We start from the raw sequence: 19412 nt of genomic DNA, 5'->3' as shown, positions 1-19412 counted from the left end.
CTCCCCCGCCATGCATCCCGGCCCGGTACCGGTGCTGGCGCTGGGAGACGTCCTGCTGGTCACCCTCCAGGGCGAGCTGCACGACGGGGCGGCCGAACAGCTCCAGCACGACATCTCCGAGCGCATCGCGTCCAGTGCGACGCCGGTGAACGGTGTCGTGATCGACATCTCCGGGGTGGAGATCGTCGACTCCTTCCTCGGCCGCGTCCTGGCCGAGATCGCCGCGAGCTCGCGCCTGCTGGCCGCGCGGACCGTGCTGGCCGGCATGCGTCCGGCCGTGGCCATCACCCTCGTCGAGATGGGTCTGACCCTGCCCGGCCTGGGGACGGCCCTGAACGTCGAGAAAGCCTTGTCCCTGCTGGGCCCCGCCGCCGCGGCAGCTCCGACCGCACACCCGGAAGAGGGTGCATGATGCATGCCCCCATCGCCTCGACCACGCGCCTGCCCATCGGCTCGGACGCGGACCTGGCCTGGGTCCGACAGCAAGTGCGCCAGACCGCGGCTGCCCTCGGCTTCAACCTGGTCCAGCAGACGAAGCTGGTGACCGCGGCCAGCGAACTGGCCCGCAACGCCCTCGTCCACGGTGGTGGCGGCCACATGGAGATGACGGTGCTGGCCGAAGGCGCCCACCACGGGCTGCGGCTGTCCTTCGTCGACGCGGGCCCCGGGATCCGGGACGTCGAACTCGCCATGACCGACGGGTACACCACCGGCAACGGGCTCGGCATGGGCCTGAGCGGAGCCAAGCGGCTCGTCAAGGAGTTCGCTCTCGACACCCGCCCCGGCGAGGGCACGACCGTCACCGTCACCGACTGGGTCTCCGGCCTGCCCGCGCCCCGCACAGGTGCCCCTTGAGCAGGGTGTGGGACATCCCCGTCCAGGACAGCACCCGCGTCCGGGACGTACGGGTCGCCGCCGAAGCCGCCTGCGCCCGGGCGGCGCTGGACGCCCATGCCACGGCGGTCGCGGCGCTGGTGGCCACCGAGTTGGCCACCAACCTCGTCAAGCACGCCGGCGGCGGCCGTGTCCTCATCAACCTGACCGCCCTCTCCGACACGCTCGCCGAGGACGTGCCCTGCGTGCAGATCGCCTCACTCGACCACGGTCCGGGCATCGACAACGTCCCTGCGGCCATGCGGGACGGCCACACCACCGCCTCTTCCTCACTCGGTGCGGGCCTGGGCACCTGCCGGCGCGTCTCCAGCGAGTTCGACCTGCACAGCAGACCGGGTCGGGGCACCGTCGCGGTGGCACGCATCACCCCGGCGCGCTCGCCCGGGGGCCCGCACCCGCGGGAGGTCCGCCCCCGTACCGGCACCCGCGCCGGGGGGATCACCACCTCCCTCGGCCATGCCGAGCACTCCGGCGACGCCTTCAGCCGTGTGCGCTCCGGTCCACGGCTCACCCTGATGCTGGTGGACGGTCTCGGCCACGGGGACAAGGCGGCCGACGCGTCCACGGCCGCCGTGGAGGAGCTGCGCAGGTGCGCGGATCTGCCGCCGGCCGAGATCCTCAGGCGGCTGCACACCGCACTGCGGGCCACGCGAGGCGCGGCGGTCGGTGTCGCACAGCTCGACGAGGACACCGGCCGGCTCTCGTTCGCCGGGGTCGGCAACATCGGCGCCAGACTGCGCGCCGACGGCGCATGGCATCCCCTCATCTCCCACCCTGGCATCGTCGGAGCCCACTTCCCCGCCGGCGTGCCCCTGCGCGAGAGCATCTGGACGCCGGACAGCCTGCTCGTCCTGCACAGCGACGGGCTCCCCAGCCGCTGGGTACCCCCCGGCGACCCCCGACTCGGCGCCCACGACCCGGCCGTGGTGGCCGCGGTCGTCCTCAGAGACGCCGGGAGCGCCGCCCGGCCCCTGCGCGACGACGCCAGTGTGGCCGTACTGGCTCCTGACCCCCGGACGGACCCGCATGACCGTATCCCCTGACGTCTGGAAGATCGCGTCGGTCGCCGACGCCGCCCGGGCCCGGGCCGCCGTCGGCCGCCTCGCCGCGGACGGCGGGGCGCCGACGCTGGAACGGGCCCGCTTCCTGACGGCGCTGACCGCGGGCCTGCGCCGCTGTGCCGACGAGGCCGGTGAGTGGGAACTCCGGCTCCATGTCCGCCAGTCCGCCCCCGGGCAGCCCGCCCTGCTGGAGGTGTCGCTGAGCCCGGCCGGTGACGGCGAGCCGGGCCCGCGGGACGAGACCACGGCCCTCACCTGCGCCCTGCCGCACCACCCGGCCCGCAGGAGCCGGCGGACCGCCTCCTCGTTGCCGCAGGCCCTGCTGCGCGCCGACGAGGACACCGCGGCGGTGCTGAGGCTGCTCGACGAACAGGAGAGCCTGGTCCGGCTGCACCGGGAGGAACTGCACCACACCAACCAGGGCGTCCTGGCGCTGCACGCCGACCTGGAGGCAGCGGCCCGCGCCCAGCGCGAGCTCCTGGAGGCCGAGCGGGCCGCACGCACCGCGGCGGAGCGGGCCCGGCGCCTGCTGACCTTCCTCGGTGACGCCAGCGCCGCCATCACCTCCTCCCTCAACCACACGGCCATCCTGCGCCGCCTCTCCGACATGCTGGTCCCGGAGTACGCGGAACAGCTCGACGTCTGGCTGTTCGACGAGGAGGAGTACGAGGAACCCGACGACGAGCGCGCACACCGCGTGCGGGAGCACTCGGCGGCCGCCGTGGCCGCCGCCCGCACGGGGCGCCCCCAGCACGCCGCCGCCCACCCCGGCGCCCTTCCCGGCGTCGACGACCTGCCGCCCTCCGCCCTGTCCCCCGGGCGGCCGCTGCTGGCCATCCCCCTCGTCGCCCAGCGTCTGCTCGGTGTCCTCACCCTCACCGCCCCCGGCCCCCGCTTCGACGAGGACACCTCCGTGATGCTGGTCGAGCTCGCCCGCCGTGTCGGCGTCGCGCTTGACCACGCCCACCGCTACCAGCAGTCCCGCAACACCGCCGAAGCCCTTCAGCGCGCCCAGCTCACCGACCTGCCCACCCTGCCGGGAGTGCTGCTGGCCGCGCGCTACCTCCCCGCCACCTGGGGCATGAACATCGGCGGCGACTGGTACGACGCCTTCCTCCAGCCCGACGGCAGCCTGCTGGCCGTCATAGGGGATGTCACCGGCCACGGGCTGCACGCCGCCGTCGTCATGGGCCAGTTGCGCACCGCCCTGCGCGCCTACGCCGTCGAGAACGCCACCCCCGGCGAGATCCTCACCCGACTGCACCGCATGCTCGGCCACCTCCAGCCGGAGCTGTACGCCACCGCGCTGATCGCCCGCTTCCGGCCCGGCGAACCGGAAGTGGTCTGGGCCTCGGCCGGCCACCCGCCCGCCGTCGTGCGCGCCGCCGACGGCACCGTACGGGTTTTGGACGCCAAGCCCGGGGTGATGCTGGGCATCCCGCTGCCCTACGTCTACACGGACCAGCGGGCCGACCTGCCCGCCGGTTCCTCGCTGGTGCTCTACACCGACGGGCTGGTCGAACGCCGGGGACAGGGCATCGACCCCGGTATCGGACGGCTCGGCCGCGCCCTGGAGTCGCTCGGCACCCCGGAGCTGGAGCAGGACCTGGACGCCGCCGCGGACGCCCTGCTCAAGCCCCTGCTGTACGACTCCGAACGGGACGACGACGTCTGCCTGCTGCTGTGTCACACCGTGGCCCCGACGGCACAGGAGCGGCCCCGGAAGACGAACCGGTCCCGCTCCGTCCCCCAGGGGTCTGACAGCCCACCTGCTCGCGGTAGCGTGAAGGACACAAGGCGAGAGGGTGGATTTCGTGAAAGCCTCTGAACCACAGCCGTCCGCGGAGGCCCAGCTCCGCGCGGCCCCACCGCACGCACTGGTCGCCACCGCCCGCCGTCTGCTCGCCGAACGGGTGGGCGCCCAGGAGGTGAGCCTGCTTCTCGCCGACTACGGTCTGGCCGTCCTGCAGCCGGTGACCCACCTTCCGCAGACCGGCCCCGCGGTCTCCGCGCACGAGGGGCCCGCGGGCAGCGCCTTCCTCACCCAGAAACCGGTGCTCGAAGTCCTCGACGTCCCGGCGGGCCAACTCGCGCACCTGCCCATCACCGTGCGCGGCGACCGGCTCGGCGTCCTGTCGGTGCGCCTGCCCGCGGGTGCCGTCGACCCGCACACCGTGCTCCAGCTCGGCGACTTCGCCACGGCACTGGGACACGAGGTCGCCACCGCCGGCCGCGACACCGACCTCTACCTCCAGGCCCGCCGCACACGTCGCCTCACCCTCGCCGCCGAGATGCAGTGGCAGCTGTTGCCCGGCCGGGGCTGCGCCCGCGAGGAGTACGTCATCGGCGCCCACCTCGAACCCGCCTACTCCATCGGCGGCGACACCTTCGACTGGTCCACCGGCGCCGACCACCTCTTCCTCACCGTCACCGACGGCATGGGACACGGCATCGACGCCTCCCTGCTCGCCGGGCTCACCACCGGCGCCCTGCGCAACGCCCGCCGCGCCGGCATAGGCCTCGCCGACCAGGCGTGCCTCGCCGACCAGGCCGTCTACGCCCAGTACGGCGGCAAGTCGTACGCGTCCACCCTGCTGCTGCGTTTCGAGCTGGCCACGGGGCTCGTGCACGCCGTCGACGCGGGCTCGCCCCAACTGTTCCAGCAGCGCGACGGCCGCACCGAGCGGATCGAGCTGGAGGCGCAGCTGCCGCTCGGCATGTTCGAGGAGACCCACTACACGGAGCAGTCGTTCCAGGTCGAGCCCGGTGACCGTCTCATCGTGGTCAGCAGCGGTGTGCACGGCACGCGCTCCGCGTCGGGCGACCTGTTCGGCGAGCGGGTCCTGCGCCAGGTCCTGGGCGCCACCCGTTCCGCGGCGCCGCACGAGACGGCACGCGCGGTCGTCGCCGGGCTGATCGAGCACTACGGCAGCAAGGAACTGATGTCCGACGCCGCCGTGGTCTGCCTCGACTGGCACGGCCGCCAGGGCTGACCGTCCGGTCAGCGCGCGGGGTCGTCGGTCTCCTTGCCGGAGTCGTCCTGAGCGGTCAGGAAGGCCCGCAGCCCCCCGCGCAACGCCGCCCGTTCGCCGGGTTCCATGGCCGCGAGAACCGCGGCGAGCGCCTGTGACCGCCGCGCGGCCACTTCCTCCAGCACGTGACGACCGCGTCCCGTGAGCACGAGCTGCACCTCGCGTCGCCGGTGCGGGTGCAGCAGACGCTCCAGCAGACCGGCCGCCTCCAGCCGGTCGCACAGCCGGCTGGCCGTCGGCGGCCCTATCTCCATGCTCTCCGCCAGGGTGGTGAGATTCAGTCCTGGTTCCGACTCCAGGATCCGCAGGGCTCTGAGCTGGTGCGGCGACAGCCTCAGGCTCGCTCCCTGGGCGGCCACCGACCACAGGTTCGCGAGACCGTCCACGGCGTCGGCGACCTCCAGCGCGACGGAGAGTGGGTCGTCACCCGGTCCGCTCGACTGGTCGTCCCCCGAGCCACTGAGACGAGTCACACACCCATCGCTTTCAGTAATCGCTTGGCCATACAGATACCGACCTCATTCAAACGCGGTACCCGATGACGCGTCGACCAAGCACCTGGCCCGCTCCGGAGGACGGCAAAAGGAAAAGGCAAGGAGATAACTCTCCCTGCCTCTCCTCAAGTTATAGCGCGACAGGGGGCTTGCGGCAAGCCCCCCGTCACCCCGCAGAATCATCGGCCGAGGCCACAACCTGCGGAAATGGGGAAACGACGTGTTGTTGTCGACGTATGGTGCGCAGCGCCCCGAAGGGCGGAGCGACCGACCGACTCGTCGAGGGGAAGGCAACCGCGGATGACGACGTGCTCGACCAATGGTTCGACAGACCTGCACATTCGATCGGGCACCGCAGTGCAGCACGGCGCGGCCGCCTCGGAGGTGGCGCGATGACCGGGCAGTACGTACTGGATCTTCAGGAGATCGACGAGAGCCGTCGCGCCCTCGTCGGCGGCAAGGGCGCGCACCTGGGCAGCCTGTCCCGGATCGGGGGGATCCGGGTGCCCACGGGCTTCTGTGTGACGACGGACGCCTACCGGCGGGTCGTGGCGCAGTCGCCGTCGCTCGACGCGCAGCTGGACCAGCTGTCCCGGGTGGACCCGGACGACCAGGAGGCGATCCGCACGCTCAGCGCGCGGATCCGCCGGACCGTCGAGGACATCGCCGTACCGGACGATCTCGCCGAGGCGATCACCCGGGCGCTCGGCCGGTCGGGTGAGGAGGTCCCGTACGCCGTCCGGTCCAGCGCGACGGCCGAGGACCTGCCCACGGCCTCCTTCGCGGGCCAGCAGGACACGTACCTGAACGTCAGGGGCCCCGCGGCCGTCCTGCGGCACGTGAGCCGGTGCTGGGCGTCGCTGTTCACCGAGCGGGCCGTGACCTACCGGCGGCGCAACGGCATCGACGACCGTACGGTCCTCATGGCCGTCGTCGTGCAGCGGATGGTCTTCCCGCACGCCTCCGGCATCCTGTTCACGGCCGACCCCGTGACCGGCAACCGGACGGTCGCCACCGTGGACGCCGGCTTCGGCCTCGGCGAGGCCCTGGTGTCCGGCCTGGTCAACCCGGACGTCTTCAAGGTGCGGCACGGCGAGGTCGTCGCCAGGACGATCTCCGCCAAGGAGCGTGAGGTGCGCGCCCTGCCCACCGGTGGCACGCAGGAAGTGCGGGTCGACTCGCCGCGCCAGGAGCAGCCGGCGCTGACGGACGCGCAGGCGGTCCGGCTCGTGGAGCTGGGGCGACGGATCGAAGCGCACTTCGGCCGGCCGCAGGACATCGAATGGTGCCTGGTCGACGACGACTTCCACATCGTGCAGAGCCGGCCGATCACGACACTGTTCCCGGTCCCCGAGAGCGGTGACCAGGAGAACCACGTCTACGTCTCCGTCGGACACCAGCAGATGATGACCGACCCCATGAAGCCCCTGGGCGTGTCGATGTGGCAGCTGACGGCCATGGCGCGGATGCACGAGGCCGGCGGGAGGCTGTTCGTCGACGTCACCGGGCGCCTGGCCGCGCCCGCGAGCCGTACCGCTCTGCTGGACCTCATGGGGCGGGGCGACCCGCTGGTCAGGGACGCGCTGGAGACCGTCCTCGAACGTGACGACTTCGTCCCCACGCTCCCGGACGCGCCGCCCGCCGGACCGCGCCCCGGCGCGGCCCCCGAGCCGGTCGCCACCGACCCGGCCGTCGTGACCGGGCTGATCGAGCGCAGCCAGGCGTCCCTCGCCGCCCTGCGGCGCGACGCCCTGACGAAGACCGGCCCTGAGGTGTTCGACTTCCTGTCGGTGGCCTTCGAGGAGCACAAACGCGTCCTCACGGATCCGCTGAACTTCCAGGCGATCATGGCGGGCATGGAGGCCACCTGGTGGCTCAACGACCACCTGGAGGAGTGGCTCGGCGAGAAGAACGCGGCCGACACGCTGACCCTGTCGGCCCCCGGAAACGTCACGTCGGAGATGGGGCTCGCCCTGCTCGACGTCGCGGATGTCGTCCGCCCGCATCCGGAGGTGGTCGCCTTCCTGGAGGGTGTCGAGGACGACGGCTTCCTCGACGAGCTGGCGAAGCTCCCGGGCGGGGCCGAGGCACGCGACGCCATCGACGCCTACCTCGACCGGTACGGCATGCGCTGCGTCGGTGAGATCGACATCACGAGGCCGCGCTGGCGCGAGCGCCCGAGCACGCTCGTCCCCGTGATCCTCGACAACGTCAGGAACTTCGGACCGGGCGCGGCCCGACGGCGTTTCGAGCGGGGGCGCCAGGCGGCGCTGGAGAAGGAACGGGAGGTGCTGTCGCGCCTGCGGGACCTGCCGGACGGGGAGCGCAAGGCCGAGGAGACCAAGGGCATGATCGACCGGGTCCGCACCTTCATCGGATACCGGGAGTACCCGAAGTACGACATCATCAGCCGCTACTTCGTCTACAAGCAGGCCCTGATGGCGGAGGCCGACCGCCTCGTGGAGGCGGGTGTGTTGGCCGACCGGGAGGACGTCTTCTACCTCACCTTCGAGGAGTTCCACGACGTCGTGCGCTCCGGGCAGGTCGACGAACGGCTCGTCCGGCAGCGCAAGGACGCGTTCCGCTCGTACCAGGCACTCACCCCCGCCCCGGGTCCTCACCTCGGACGGCGAGGCCCTCTCAGGGGCGTACCGGCGCGACGACGTCCCGGCCGGCGCCCTGATCGGCCTGCCGGTCTCCACCGGGACCGTCGAAGGGCGCGCCCGCGTCATCCTCGACATGGCGGAGGCCGACCTGGAGGCGGGCGACATCCTGGTCACGACCTTCACGGACCCCAGCTGGTCACCGCTGTTCGTCGGCATCGCGGGCCTGGTCACGGAGGTGGGCGGCCAGATGACCCATGGCGCGGTGATCGCCCGGGAGTACGGCCTGCCGGCCGTCGTGGGCGTGGCGCAGGCCACCCGGCGGATCCGGGACGGACAGCGGATCCGCGTGCACGGAACCGACGGCTACGTCGAGATCCTGTCCTGAGAGTCCGGGGCGGAGCCGGACCCCGGCTCCGCCCCGGCACACCCGGGGCCCGGCTCAGGGACGCGTCGCGGTCTCGCTGTCCGGGTGGATGGTGAAGATCTGGTCCAGTCCGACGATGCGCAGGACCCGCAGGGTGTTCGGCGGTACGGCCGCCAGGGCCACGTCCGCCTCGACGGCCTGTGCGTTGCCGCGCGCGGCGATCAGGGCCGTGATGCCACTGGAGTCGCAGAACTCCAGCCCACTCATGTCCAGGACCAGGCACTGGCCCTTCCGGAGGGACAGGCTGGCGAGCACCGAGCGCAGTTCGGAGACGTTGGCGTAGTCGAGTTCCCCGGCCATCTCCAGAACGGGACCGGTCGCGGTGTCTCGAGTAGTGATCTTCAGCGGGCTCATCGTTCGTTTCTCGTCCGGGGGTCGGAGGCGGGGACACCGATGGCGAGCAGGGCGGTGTCGTCGTCGAGACCGTCACCGAAGCTGTCCAGCAGCCCGGTCAGGGCCTGGACGACGGCATGCGGTGGTCTTCCCGCGTAGTCGGTGACGAAAGCGAGCAACGCCTCGTCGCCGTAGAGACCGGTGCGGTCCTTGCCGGTGCGGGCTTCGGTGAGGCCGTCCGTGTACAGGAGGAGCGTGTCGCCGGGGCCGAGCACGGTCTTGGCGTCGGTGAAGGGCGCGGAGGGCAGGATGCCGACGAGGAGGCCGCCCGGAGTGGGCAGGAAGTCGGCGGTGCCGTCCGCGCGCAGGACGATGGCCGGGGGATGGCCGCCCGCCGCGAGGTGGACAGACAGCTGCCCGGTCGCGGGGTCGGGTTCGAGGGTGCCGTAGACCGCGGTGCAGTAGCGCGGGTCGCCGCCGGCCGCGTAGCGCTCGTGGAGCACCGTGTTGAGGATGGTGAGGGCGGAGACGGGGTCGGGGTCGTGCAGGGCGGCGGCGCGCAGGGTGTAGCGGGTCAGCGAGGTGAGGGCGGCGGCCTGGGGTCCCTTGCCGCACACGTCCCCGAGGAAGAACCCGAAGCGTCTGCCGTCGAGGGCGAAGACGTCGTAGAAGTCGCCGCCCAGCCGGTCCGGTGAGGCGGTGTGGTAGTGGGTGGCCGTCTGTACGCCGGGGACCGGCGGCAGGGTGTCCGGGAGCAGTGACTGCTGGAGCACGGCGAGCGCCTCCTGCAGCCGGGCGCGGTCGGCCTCCGCCTGGCGGCGTGCCTCCTCGGCCGCCTCCCGGCGACGCAGGAGTTCCTCCTCGTAGGCGCGCCGGTCCCGGGCGTCGAAGACGGTGGTGCGGATCAGCAGGGGCTGGCCGGTGGTGCCGTGTTTGATGACGGACGACGCCAGCACGGGCATCCGGCCACCGCCGGTCCGCTTCATGTCCAGGGCTATCCCGCTGATCTCGCCCTGCATCCGCAGCAGCGGCGCCATGTGCGTCTCGTGATACAGCCTGCCGCCGACGGTCAGCAGGTCGGTGAACCGCATCCGGCCCACCACGGCCTCCCGTTCCAGACCGAGCCAGCCCAGCAGGGTGCCGTTGATCTTCGCGACGGTGCCGTCCATCAGCGTGGAGAGATAGCCGCAAGGGGCGTTGTCGTACAGGTCCTCGGCTCCGTCCTCCAGCAGTGCTGCGAACGCCGCGTCCGCGGCCTGGTCGCTGTCCGGGTCGGCGTCGGCGTCCTGCGGGTCGGGCTGCTGACCGGCTCGGGACATCATCACAGGCTCGCGAGGAAGTCGACGATCGCCCCGTTGGTGGCCTCGGGCGCGGACAGGTGCGGGCAGTGGCCGGTCGCGTCGAGTGTGACCAGGGTCGAGCCGGAGATCGCCCGGTGGACGAAGGCCCCGACCTCCCGGGGGGCGATCGCGTCCTGGGTGCACTCCAGCACCAGTGTCGGCACGCTCACGTTCTTCAGGTCGTCCCTGGAATCCGACAGGAACGTGGTCCGGGCGAAGACGCGTGCCATGTCCGGGTCGGTGGCGCAGAAGCTGTTCCTGAGCTCGTCGCCCAGTTCGGGCCGGTCCGCGTTGCCCATGATCACCGGGGCCATCGCCGCCGACCAGCCGAGATAGTTCGCCTCGAGCGACGCCAGCAGTTCGTCGATGTCCTCGGCGCTGAACCCGCCCCGGTAGTCCCCGTCGTCGATGTACCGGGGGGACGGGGCGACCATCACCAGGGCGCCGATGCGCTCGGGAGCCCTGGCGGCCGCCAGCACGCCGATCATCGCGCTGACCGAGTGGCCCACGAACACCGCGTCGCGCAGGTCGAGCGCCTCACACACCTCGACCACGTCGAGGGCGTACCCGTCCAGGGTGGAGTACCGGTCCTCCGAGAACGCGGACGCGTCCGAGCGGCCGGATCCGACGTAGTCGAACAGCACCACGCGGTAGTCGTCGACCAGGGCGGGCACGGTCAGCCGCCACATGTTCTGGTCGCAGCCGAAGCCGTGCGCAAGCAGCACAGTGGGCCCCTCGGCGTTGCCGGTGACGGTCACGTGGTTCCTGCCCGCGATGTCCATACCGACAGTCTCTCAAGCCCCGCACCTGCGCCGTGACGCCGGGCCCATGGGCCGCTCAGTGCAGGTCGAGGACCTCGGTCAGGGGTCGTCGAGGCGTGACCGTGCCGGGTGGGCCGTAGCCGAGGCGCAGCACCATGTGCACATGTCCCATGTCGGAAGCCGGGTCCCGGGCCAGCTCGCGCAGGTCGGGACGTTCCAGGGCGTGTGAGCTGAGGGCGGTGGCCAGTCCGTTCAGTGTGGCCAGCAGCAGGATCCGCTCCAGTGCCTGTCCCGCACGCAGCCAGTCGGCGGGGCCGTCGCGGGTGGTGCCCAGGAGGGCGAGGTGCGGGCTGGTCTCGAAGTCGGCCGTGGGGCGGCCGGGTACGTGCCGGCGGCCGGCGAAGTCACGCACCGGCGCCCGGCCGGAACGTGCGCGCGGTCCCAGGGCGTGGTCCGGTATCCCGTCGGTGGCCTCGGGGCCCCTGCCCGTCCACCGCAGTACGTCCTCCAGGCTCTCGGGTTCCAGGGTGTCGCGTCCCTCGGCGTCCCGGACGTGGTCGAGCAGGGCCTCCGTGTGCCAGGCGCCAGGGAGGACGAGCTGCGCGCCCTCCCGGCCGGCGGCGTCCCGCAGGGCCTTCTCCACGTCGGCCGGGATCGCCCGGTCCGTGAAGGGATGGCGGCTGGTGTGGCGCCGGTCGATCGCCGGGAACAGCTCTGCCAGGTCGTGGTCGGCCGGGCCGGCCTCCCCTATGCGGACGGTGGCCAGCAGGACGGGGTCGGACGGATCGGGCAGCAGGAGGGTCTCGGTGTGCAGGCCCTCGTGAGCCGCGGCTACCCGCAGGTTGAACAGGGCCGCACCGCAGCCGAGGTGCAGGGCGCGGTGGTCGGGGTCGGTGCGGGGCATCGCCCGGCCGAGGTCGGCTCTCAGGACGAGGGTGCGGTCGGCCGAGCGCCAGGAGAAGTGCCACGGCTGCGCGTTGTGGAGCGAGGGAGCGGCCGTCGCGGCGGTGACCAGTGCCGTGACGGTCCGCTCGTCGAGTGGACGCGCCTTCATACGGCGCACCTCCTCAGGGTTTGGTCAGGCCGACGTCGTCGGAGCGCAGCACCGACCGTCGGCGCCAGTACTCGTCCTCGTCGATCTCGCCACGGGCGAAGCGCTCGGCGAGCAGCTGCTCGGGCGAGGCCGGGGCGATGGGCGGGTACGGCTGCTGCGGGGCGCGGGTGAGCGCCCGGTACAGCAGCACGGCCACGGTGATGAGCAGGGCCCAGAACAGGACCGTGCCGACCGACATGACGAACCAGTCCCAGCCGTTCATGTCGTGGTTGTTCCCGTACACAGCGGTCACTCCCTCTCCGTCGCAGGCGGGCGTCGGCCGCGGTGCACGACCGCGGCGCTCGGCTTCGCGGGGCGGCCCGTTCCGTTCTTCATGGTCAGCGTTGCGCCCCGCCGGGCGGCCGGGGAGGGGCCACCAGGGCTTTTCGCGGGGCCGTCCGGCCCCATTGGTCAGCCGGCCGGCCAAATTTTCTGACTTCGGGTGCATGGAGCGAGTGATGCCGGGCAGACGGGGTGCAGGGCCTTGCAGCACTGTTCCCCCGTGGTGCTGCAAGGCCCTTTCTCGTGCGTTGCGGCACGTTGCCGGAAAAGGGTTGGACGGCGGTATGGCCGGGCTTGTAGCTTGCCGTCGTCCGTGACACGGCTCGAGGAGGTGGGACCCATGAACGCAGCAGCGATGTGGGTGCTCCCCCTTGTCCGTCACGGCCGGCGGCAGACGTAGGTGTCGCCGGGAGCGCCTCGACCACAAGGCACTCCCGAAAGGCAACACCGATGGACTCTCCGCCCTTCGACTTCGACGTGATCATCGCCGGGTGCGGGCCGACCGGCGCGATGCTGGCCGCCGAACTGCGGCTGCACGACGTGCGGGTACTGGTTCTGGAGAAGGACTCCGAGCCCGGGTCGTTCGTCCGCATCGTCGGTCTGCACATGCGCAGTCTCGAACTGATGGCCATGCGCGGACTGCTGGACCGCGTTCGCGCACACGGCAGGCAGCGTCCGGCCGGCGGATTCTTCGCGGCCATCGACAAACCCGTGCCCCAGGGCCTGGATTCGGCACATCCCTATCTGCTGGGCATCCCGCAGCACGTCCTCGTCGACCTGCTGGAAGAGCACGCGGTCCGACTCGGCGCTCAGGTCCGGCGCGGGTGCGCGGTCGCCGGATTCCGGCAGGACGACGAAGGCGTGTCCGTCGGGCTGCTCGACGGAGAAGAGCTGCGTACGCGCTACTTCGTAGGCTGCGACGGCGGGCGCAGTACGGTGCGCAAACTGCTCGGAGTCGGTTTCCCCGGGGAGCCCGCTCGGAACGACACGCTGATGGGCGAGATGGAACTGGGCGTGCCGCAGCAGGAGATCGCCGCCAGGATGGCCGAGGTCCGCGAGGCCAACCCCCGTTTCTGGCTGCGGCCCTTCGGTGCGGGGGTCTACAGCGTCGTCGTCCCCGCCGCGGAGGTCGGCGACCGCGCGACACCGCCCACCCTGGAGGAATTCCGACAGCGGTTGCGTGCCGTCGCCGGGACGGACTTCGGCGCGCACTCCCCGCGCCGGCTCTCCCGCTTCGGGGATGCCACGCGGCTGGCGGAACGCTATCGGGTGGGGCGGGTGCTGCTGGCCGGCGACGCGGCACACATCCATCCGCCCATCGGTGGACAGGGCCTCAACCTGGGCCTCCAGGACGCGTTCAACCTCGGCTGGAAACTGGCCGCTCAGGTCCGGGGGTGGGCGCCGGACACCCTGCTGGACACCTACGAGGCCGAGCGGCATCCGGTCGCCGCGGACGTGCTCGACAACACCCGCGCCCAGACGGAACTCATGTCCGACGAGCCGGGCGCGCGGGCGGTGCGCAGGCTGCTCTCGGAGTTGATGGACTTCAACGAGGTGAACCGTCATCTGGTCGAGAAGATCACCGCGATCGGCATCCGCTACGACTTCGCCGCGGGCCCCGAACCCGACCTGCTCGGCCGCCGTCTCGGGGACATCGAAGTGAAACAGGGTCACCTGTACGGTCTGCTGCACCGCGGCCGCGGTCTGCTGCTGGACCGCACCGGACGCCTGACCGTGGGCGGCTGGGCGGACCGGGTCGACCATCTCGCGGATCCCACTGCGGCACTGGACGTCCCCTGCCTCCTGCTACGGCCCGACGGCCACGTGGCCTGGATCGGCGACGATCAGCAGGACCTGGACGCCCACCTCTCGCGCTGGTTCGGCGGGCCGACCGAGGTCTGACCTGTTCCCACGGGAGCCGTGACCCGGCCGTGCTCGGCCGGGTCACGGTGAGCACCGTCGACGCGTGGCCGGGGTGCAGCAGTACGTGCTCGTGACAGGCCCCGCTCCGGACGCCGGGTCGTGTGACCGATCTGTCATCATGGCCGAAACGGAACCCCGTTCCATGAACGACGCGACCCGGATCCGTTCCGCGTGATCCGCCGAGAGGAGACTCGCCGTGAGCGACAGCCGCCAGGGCACGGAGAAGACCGCCGCGCCCCAGCGCAAGGACGTCCGGCGCAACAAGCAGATCCTGCTGGACGCGGCTGCCGCCGTCTTCGTCACCTCGGGCGTGGAAGCGCCCGTACGTGACATCGCGGCCCGGGCAGGCGTCGGGATCGGCACGATCTACCGGCACTTCCCCACCCGGGCGGATTTGATCGTCGCGGTCTTCCGCCATCAGGTCGAGACCTGCGTCGAAGCCGGGCCCGCCCTGCTGGCGAGCTGCCCCACCGCCTACGAGGCGCTGGAGCGGTGGATCGACCTGTTCGTCGACTTCCTGGTGACGAAACACGGACTCGCCGCCGCCCTGCAGCACGACAACGCCGGTTTCGAGACCCTGCACGCCTACTTCATCGACCACCTCGTCCCCGTGTGCACGCAGCTCCTCGACGCCGCCGTGGCCGCCGGGGAGATCCGCCCCGGCATCGGGGGGCTCCAGCTGATGCGGGGCGTGGGCAACCTCTGCGTCGGCGCGGAGAACGACCCCGGCTACGACGCTCGCGCCCTGGTCGCACTCCTGGTCGCGGGACTGCGCCGGCCACACCCCTCCGAGGCGGAGGCGGCTCACTGACCTCGCCCCGAGGAGTTCCTCACGGCCCTACGGCCGGCTGTGGGACACCTCGGCCGCTTCGGCGACTTCCGCGACTTCGGAGCCTTCTCGGCGTATCCGCTCAACACCCCAGGCGCCGAGCGGTTCAAGCGCTCGGTTCAGCGTGTGCCCGTGCTCGGTGAGGGTGTACTCCACGCGGGGCGGCACCTCGGCGTACACCTTCCGGTGCACGAGACCGTCCTCCTCCATCTCCCGCAGGTGCTGCGTCAGCATCTTCTCGCTCACTCCCGGTAAGCCACGACGGAGTTCGGCGAAGCGGCGCACGCCATGGGCTTCGAGTTCCCAGAGGATCAGCCCCTTCCACTTCCCGCTCACCACGTCGAGCCCGGCGTCAATACCGCAGATGTACGGCCCGCGTCTCGGCGCCTTGGCCATCACTGAACCCCTTACTAAAAGGTAAGTACCGCAGAAATTAGTGGGTACTTCCGACACTAGCGGCGCTCTCCGAGCATGGAGGGGTGAACGCACAACGGAACGCCACCACCAGCCAGAACACCGCCGTCACCGTGATCGGGCTCGGTCCGATGGGCCAGGCGATGACCCGCACCCTCCTCGCTCCCGGCCGCCCCGTCACCGTCTGGAACCGCACCGCCTCCCGGGCCGACGGCGTCGTCGCCGAGGGAGCGACCCTCGCCGCGACACCCGGCGCGGCTCTCGAGGCGAGCGACCTCGTCGTCCTCAGCCTCACCGACTACCGGGCGATGTACGACATCCTCGGCGGCGCCACCGCGTCGCTCGCCGGCCGCACACTGGTCAACCTCAGCTCCGACACACCCGACCGCACGCGCGAGGCGGCGAACTGGGCCGCGGGCCACGGCGCCGACTTCCTCACCGGCGGTGTCATGGTTCCCGCGCCGATGGTCGGCACGGAGGCGTCCTACGTCTACTACAGCGGTCCCGACCGGGTCATGGAGAAGCACCGGACGGCCTTGGCGCCCCTCGGAACACCCAGGTATCTGGGCGATGACCCCGGCCTCGCCCAGATGATGTACCAGGCCCAACTCACGGTGTTCCTCACCACGTTGTCGGCGCTGATGCACGCCACCGCGATGCTGGGCACCGCGGGCCTGAAGGCCTCGGAAGCGCTGCCGGAGCTGCTCTCCACCGCCGACTCGATCGGCGACATGCTCAGGGCCGGCGAGGAGCAGCTCGGTACCGCGCTGGACGCAGGAGAGCATCCCGGCGACCTCAGCACCGTGACCATGATGGGTGCGACGTCCGACCACATCGTCGAGACCAGCACCGCGCTCGGCCTCGACCTCGCCCTTCCACGGGCCGTACAGGCCCACTACCGGCACGCGATCGAGAACGGACACGGCGGCGACAACTGGACCCGCGTCATCGACAGCATCCGAAGGCGGCACTGACCGACCGCGCGGGCGGGGACAGCGGCAGGCGTCAGGGGTGAAGCCCGGCGCGGAAGGTGAACGAGACCAGCTGTGCCCGATCGCGTGCGCCGACCTTCGTCATGGCCCGCACCGCGTGCGTCTTCACGGTGAAGGGCGACACGGACAGCTGGGCGGCGATCTCGTCGTTGCCGAGGCCGCTCGCCACGAGAAGGACCACGTCCCGTTCCCTGGGGGTCAACGCGTCGAAGCGTCGCAGCAGTTCCCGGTCGATCACCGGGGGTGGGCTGTCGGTCATGTGCCCGATGAGCGCGGCCGTCGCGGCGGCCGACAGCGCACCTCCGCCGCCGACGACCTCGTTGATTCCGGCGACGAGTTCGGCCGGGCTCACGGTCTTGCTCAGGAACCCGTTGGCACCTGCGCGCAGCGCGGCGAGGACGATGTCGTCCTGGTCGAAGGTGGTCAGCACGATCACCCGCGTCTGCTCGGGCGGGTGCTCGGCGCGGATCCGGCGCGTTGCTTCGACGCCGTCGATGCCGGGCATGCGAATGTCCATCAGCACGAGGTCGACGGGGTGGTCCCGCAGGAAGGGAACGACCTGGAGCCCGTCGGAGAGCTCCCCCGTGACCACGAGACCCGGGTCGAGCCGGAGCATGGCCCGGATTCCGGCCCTGATGTCCTCCTGGTCGTCGACGATCAGAATCCGGGTCATCGGACGACCGCTCCCAGCAGGCTGAACTCCGCACGGACCCGGAACAGCCCGTCGTGGCTGTCGATCGTCAGCCGCCCGTTGGAGGACTCGACGCGTTCACGCATCCCCACGAGCCCCAGTCCGCCGCCGGAACCGGAGTCATGTGAGGAGGGGGCGACGCGGTTCTCCACCGTGACGCGGATCCGGCCGTCGCACTCGCGCACCTCCACCGTCGCCGTCCCCTCCCCATGCCGGTAGGCGTTGGTCAGGGCCTCCTGGACGACCCGGTAGACCGTCACACCGACACTGGGCTCCACGAAACCGTCGGGAAGTTCGATGGCGGCCCGCACGTCCAGACCGACGCTCTCGAACGAGGCGATCAGTCCTTCCAGACCGCTGAGCGCCGGGGTCGGGCGCAACGCCTCGCCGTCACGGACCTCGTCCCCGAGGCGGAGGAGCGCGAGGATGCGTTGCGTCTCGACCACGACGGTGCGGGCACTGGACCTGGCGGACACGAGGGCCTGCCGGGAGTCCTCGGCGTCCTCGGGCAGTCCGATCTCCGCCGCGCCGAGGTGCATGCTCAGCATCGCGACCTGGTGGCCGATGACGTCGTGGAGGTCCCGGGCGATGCGCAGCCGCTCCTCGGTCACTCGCCGGGTGGCCTCGATCTCGCGGGTGGCGATGGCACTCTCGGCCCGTTCCTCCAGGATCCACCAGTGCTCGCGATGGATGCGGAGCGCGGCCCCGGTCGCACCTCCCGCCATGGCCGAGAAGAGGGCGGCGGCACCTACCACCGCCCCGCCCCGGAACCCTCCCACGGTCATGAACGCGCCGAGGAAGAACGCCGCCACGACGCCCGTTCCGACCAGCGGCTGCTTTCCCCTGAGGGTGACCGAGAACAGGACGAGCACCGCCATCATCCACACCGACAGCGGATCGTGCCCCACCGCCGTGACGGCGAAGGACGCCGCGCTCACCACGACCAGTCCTGCCCACGGCTGCTTCCACGAGAGGGCGACGCCGCTCCCGGCGAGGAGCACGGAGAGGACCGTCGGCCAGTCCGAACCCCGCAGGACCACTGCCGCGATCTGGACGGTGAACACCAGCGCGGCCACCGCGTAGGCGGCTCGGTGCAGCGCCTCGGGGCGGCGGACCCACAAGGGTGCCACCGGCCCGTCCTGTCTGTTGTGCGCCTTGGCCATGAGCCGATTCTCGTTCACGTGATCCGTGGCCGTGTACTTCGAACGTTGTAGACGGCGAAGCCGGCTCGCCCGCTGCGAGCGCCACCGACCCCGCCCCGTCGCGGAGGACGGCGGAAGTGGACGGCAGAACTACTTCGTTCGAAGTACACGGCCGGGTCCGAGGCCGCCGAGACTCCTCGTCGAGGCGCCCGCCTCCACCGACACGATCGCAACGGGACACCCGATGACACAGACCACCATCACTTCGCCGGCTTCGACCACGTCCACGACGAACCCCTCCGGGCTCCGGTCGCTTCACCTGATCCGGGTCGCCTTCTCCCTGATCTGGGTGGCGCTGGTCCTCACGACGTCCGCCTCGCTCGTGTCGGCGGACAGGCCCACGGTGATCGCGGCCGTGCTGCTCATCGTCTACCCCCTGTGGGACGTGATCGCCACGCTCCTGGAGCGTCGACTGGCCGGCACCGGATCCACGGACCGCGTCAGTGCCGTCAACCTGGCGCTCGGCCTCACCACCACCGCCGCCATGGTCGTCGCCGCCTTCTCCGTCGTCCGGACCTCGCTTCTCGTCTTCGGTGTGTGGGCCCTGCTGTCCGGAGCGGTCCAGCTCGTCGTGGCGGTCCGACGGCGGCGTTCCGTCGGCGCCCAGTGGCCCATGATGATCAGCGGTGCGCAGTCCGTCCTCGCGGGGGCCACGATCGCCGCCGGCTCCGCGTCGGAGACGAGCAGCCTGTCCACCGTCGCCGGGTACTCGGCCTTCGGTGCCTTCTGGTTCCTCGTCTCCGTCATCGCCCTGAGCGTCCGCGGCCGACGCGAACAGCGCTGACCACCGCCGTCGGTGCCGCCTCTCCCGGAGGCGTGCACCGGGGCACATTCGAGCGGCTCGATACCCGGCGGGCATATGCCACCAGTACCACCCCCACATCGGATGGCACCGCACTGCCGAATGTGACGTACAGGCGGTCGTCCCGGCACCCGGTCGGCGTCCGCCGACGCGGCCCACGGCGACTGACACTGGTGTACGACGTACGAACGACCGATTCCGGGAGATGGAGGCCGCAGAAAACCCCTGCGTCACTTCCG

18 protein-coding genes and 1 pseudogene are annotated in these 19412 nt (G+C 71.5%); 10 read left to right on the top strand and 9 right to left on the bottom strand.

Annotated elements, in window-relative coordinates; translation table 11 throughout:
- Positions 1-10 precede the first annotated feature (10 nt).
- Genes M2163_RS43150 through M2163_RS43130 form a run of 5 tightly spaced genes read left to right on the top strand, consistent with a single transcriptional unit; the run spans position 11 to position 4948 of the window.
- Positions 11-412 carry an STAS domain-containing protein gene (locus M2163_RS43150; RefSeq protein WP_280897407.1) on the top strand — a complete coding sequence of 134 codons (402 nt, stop codon included), beginning with the start codon at positions 11-13 and terminating at the stop codon, positions 410-412.
- Complete coding sequence (locus M2163_RS43145; protein ID WP_280853997.1) at positions 412-855, top strand: anti-sigma regulatory factor; 444 nt, start codon at positions 412-414, stop codon at positions 853-855. The genes M2163_RS43150 and M2163_RS43145 overlap by 1 nt, the downstream gene beginning before the upstream one ends.
- Positions 852-1937, top strand: a complete 1086-nt coding sequence (locus M2163_RS43140; RefSeq protein WP_280896773.1) for a SpoIIE family protein phosphatase — start codon at positions 852-854, stop codon at positions 1935-1937. Before M2163_RS43145 ends, M2163_RS43140 begins: the two co-directional genes overlap by 4 nt.
- Positions 1921-3783, top strand: a complete 1863-nt coding sequence (locus M2163_RS43135) for a SpoIIE family protein phosphatase (protein WP_280896772.1) — start codon at positions 1921-1923, stop codon at positions 3781-3783. The genes M2163_RS43140 and M2163_RS43135 overlap by 17 nt, the downstream gene beginning before the upstream one ends.
- Entirely contained in the window at positions 3761-4948 is a 1188-nt protein-coding gene (locus M2163_RS43130) for a PP2C family protein-serine/threonine phosphatase (protein ID WP_280896771.1), read from the top strand. Before M2163_RS43135 ends, M2163_RS43130 begins: the two co-directional genes overlap by 23 nt.
- A gap of 8 nt (positions 4949-4956) precedes the next feature.
- Here M2163_RS43130 and M2163_RS43125 read toward each other — a convergent pair whose 3' ends face one another.
- Positions 4957-5460, bottom strand: a complete 504-nt coding sequence (locus M2163_RS43125; protein ID WP_280847407.1) for a MarR family transcriptional regulator — start codon at positions 5458-5460, stop codon at positions 4957-4959.
- Between the two features lie 413 nt (positions 5461-5873).
- Between M2163_RS43125 and rph the strand changes: the two are divergent.
- Positions 5874-8472 (top strand): annotated as a pseudogene (gene rph / locus M2163_RS43120) (rifamycin-inactivating phosphotransferase).
- A gap of 54 nt (positions 8473-8526) precedes the next feature.
- Here the strand turns inward: rph and M2163_RS43115 are convergent.
- Genes M2163_RS43115 through M2163_RS43095 form a run of 5 tightly spaced genes read right to left on the bottom strand, consistent with a single transcriptional unit; the run spans position 8527 to position 12291 of the window.
- Complete coding sequence (locus M2163_RS43115) at positions 8527-8865, bottom strand: STAS domain-containing protein (RefSeq protein ID WP_280847409.1); 339 nt, start codon at positions 8863-8865, stop codon at positions 8527-8529.
- Positions 8862-10163 (bottom strand): SpoIIE family protein phosphatase, encoded by a 1302-nt coding sequence (locus tag M2163_RS43110; protein WP_280896770.1) that lies wholly within the window; start codon positions 10161-10163, stop codon positions 8862-8864. The genes M2163_RS43115 and M2163_RS43110 overlap by 4 nt, the downstream gene beginning before the upstream one ends.
- 2 nt (positions 10164-10165) lie before the next feature.
- A complete protein-coding gene (locus tag M2163_RS43105; RefSeq protein ID WP_280847411.1) occupies positions 10166-10966 on the bottom strand; it encodes an alpha/beta hydrolase in 801 nt (266 codons plus the stop codon).
- A gap of 55 nt (positions 10967-11021) precedes the next feature.
- Complete coding sequence (locus M2163_RS43100; RefSeq protein WP_280847412.1) at positions 11022-11999, bottom strand: nitroreductase; 978 nt, start codon at positions 11997-11999, stop codon at positions 11022-11024.
- Between the two features lie 13 nt (positions 12000-12012).
- Positions 12013-12291 carry an SHOCT domain-containing protein gene (locus M2163_RS43095; RefSeq protein WP_280847413.1) on the bottom strand — a complete coding sequence of 93 codons (279 nt, stop codon included), beginning with the start codon at positions 12289-12291 and terminating at the stop codon, positions 12013-12015.
- 479 nt (positions 12292-12770) lie between these two features.
- On the opposite strand from M2163_RS43095, the gene rox reads away from it, so the two are divergent.
- Together rox and M2163_RS43085 are read left to right on the top strand one after the other, a co-directional pair.
- A complete protein-coding gene (rox, locus tag M2163_RS43090; protein ID WP_280896769.1) occupies positions 12771-14222 on the top strand; it encodes a rifampin monooxygenase in 1452 nt (483 codons plus the stop codon).
- A 217-nt stretch (positions 14223-14439) separates the two neighbouring features.
- Positions 14440-15054, top strand: coding sequence for a TetR/AcrR family transcriptional regulator (locus tag M2163_RS43085; RefSeq protein ID WP_280847415.1), 615 nt, complete (start codon positions 14440-14442; stop codon positions 15052-15054).
- Between the two features lie 27 nt (positions 15055-15081).
- On the opposite strand, the gene M2163_RS43080 is transcribed toward M2163_RS43085, so the two are convergent.
- Positions 15082-15468 carry a helix-turn-helix domain-containing protein gene (locus M2163_RS43080; RefSeq protein ID WP_280847416.1) on the bottom strand — a complete coding sequence of 129 codons (387 nt, stop codon included), beginning with the start codon at positions 15466-15468 and terminating at the stop codon, positions 15082-15084.
- 83 nt (positions 15469-15551) lie between these two features.
- On the opposite strand from M2163_RS43080, the gene M2163_RS43075 reads away from it, so the two are divergent.
- On the top strand, positions 15552-16460 hold the full coding sequence (locus tag M2163_RS43075) for an NAD(P)-binding domain-containing protein (RefSeq protein WP_280896768.1): 909 nt from the start codon (positions 15552-15554) through the stop codon (positions 16458-16460).
- Between the two features lie 31 nt (positions 16461-16491).
- On the opposite strand, the gene M2163_RS43070 is transcribed toward M2163_RS43075, so the two are convergent.
- Positions 16492-17151, bottom strand: coding sequence for a response regulator transcription factor (locus tag M2163_RS43070; RefSeq protein WP_280847418.1), 660 nt, complete (start codon positions 17149-17151; stop codon positions 16492-16494).
- Positions 17148-18332, bottom strand: coding sequence for a histidine kinase (locus tag M2163_RS43065; protein WP_280896767.1), 1185 nt, complete (start codon positions 18330-18332; stop codon positions 17148-17150). Before M2163_RS43065 ends, M2163_RS43070 begins: the two co-directional genes overlap by 4 nt.
- Positions 18333-18555: 223 nt before the next feature.
- Here M2163_RS43065 and M2163_RS43060 point away from each other — a divergent pair, with 223 nt between their 5' ends.
- Positions 18556-19155, top strand: coding sequence for a DUF308 domain-containing protein (locus M2163_RS43060; RefSeq protein ID WP_280847420.1), 600 nt, complete (start codon positions 18556-18558; stop codon positions 19153-19155).
- Positions 19156-19412: the final 257 nt, after the last annotated feature.

It is taken from the genome of Streptomyces sp. SAI-135 (genome assembly GCF_029893805.1).
In the GTDB taxonomy this organism is placed as follows: Bacteria; Actinomycetota; Actinomycetes; order Streptomycetales; family Streptomycetaceae; genus Streptomyces.
The sequence above is the reverse complement of the archived record's forward strand: the minus strand, read 5'-3'. Positions and strand labels throughout refer to the sequence as shown.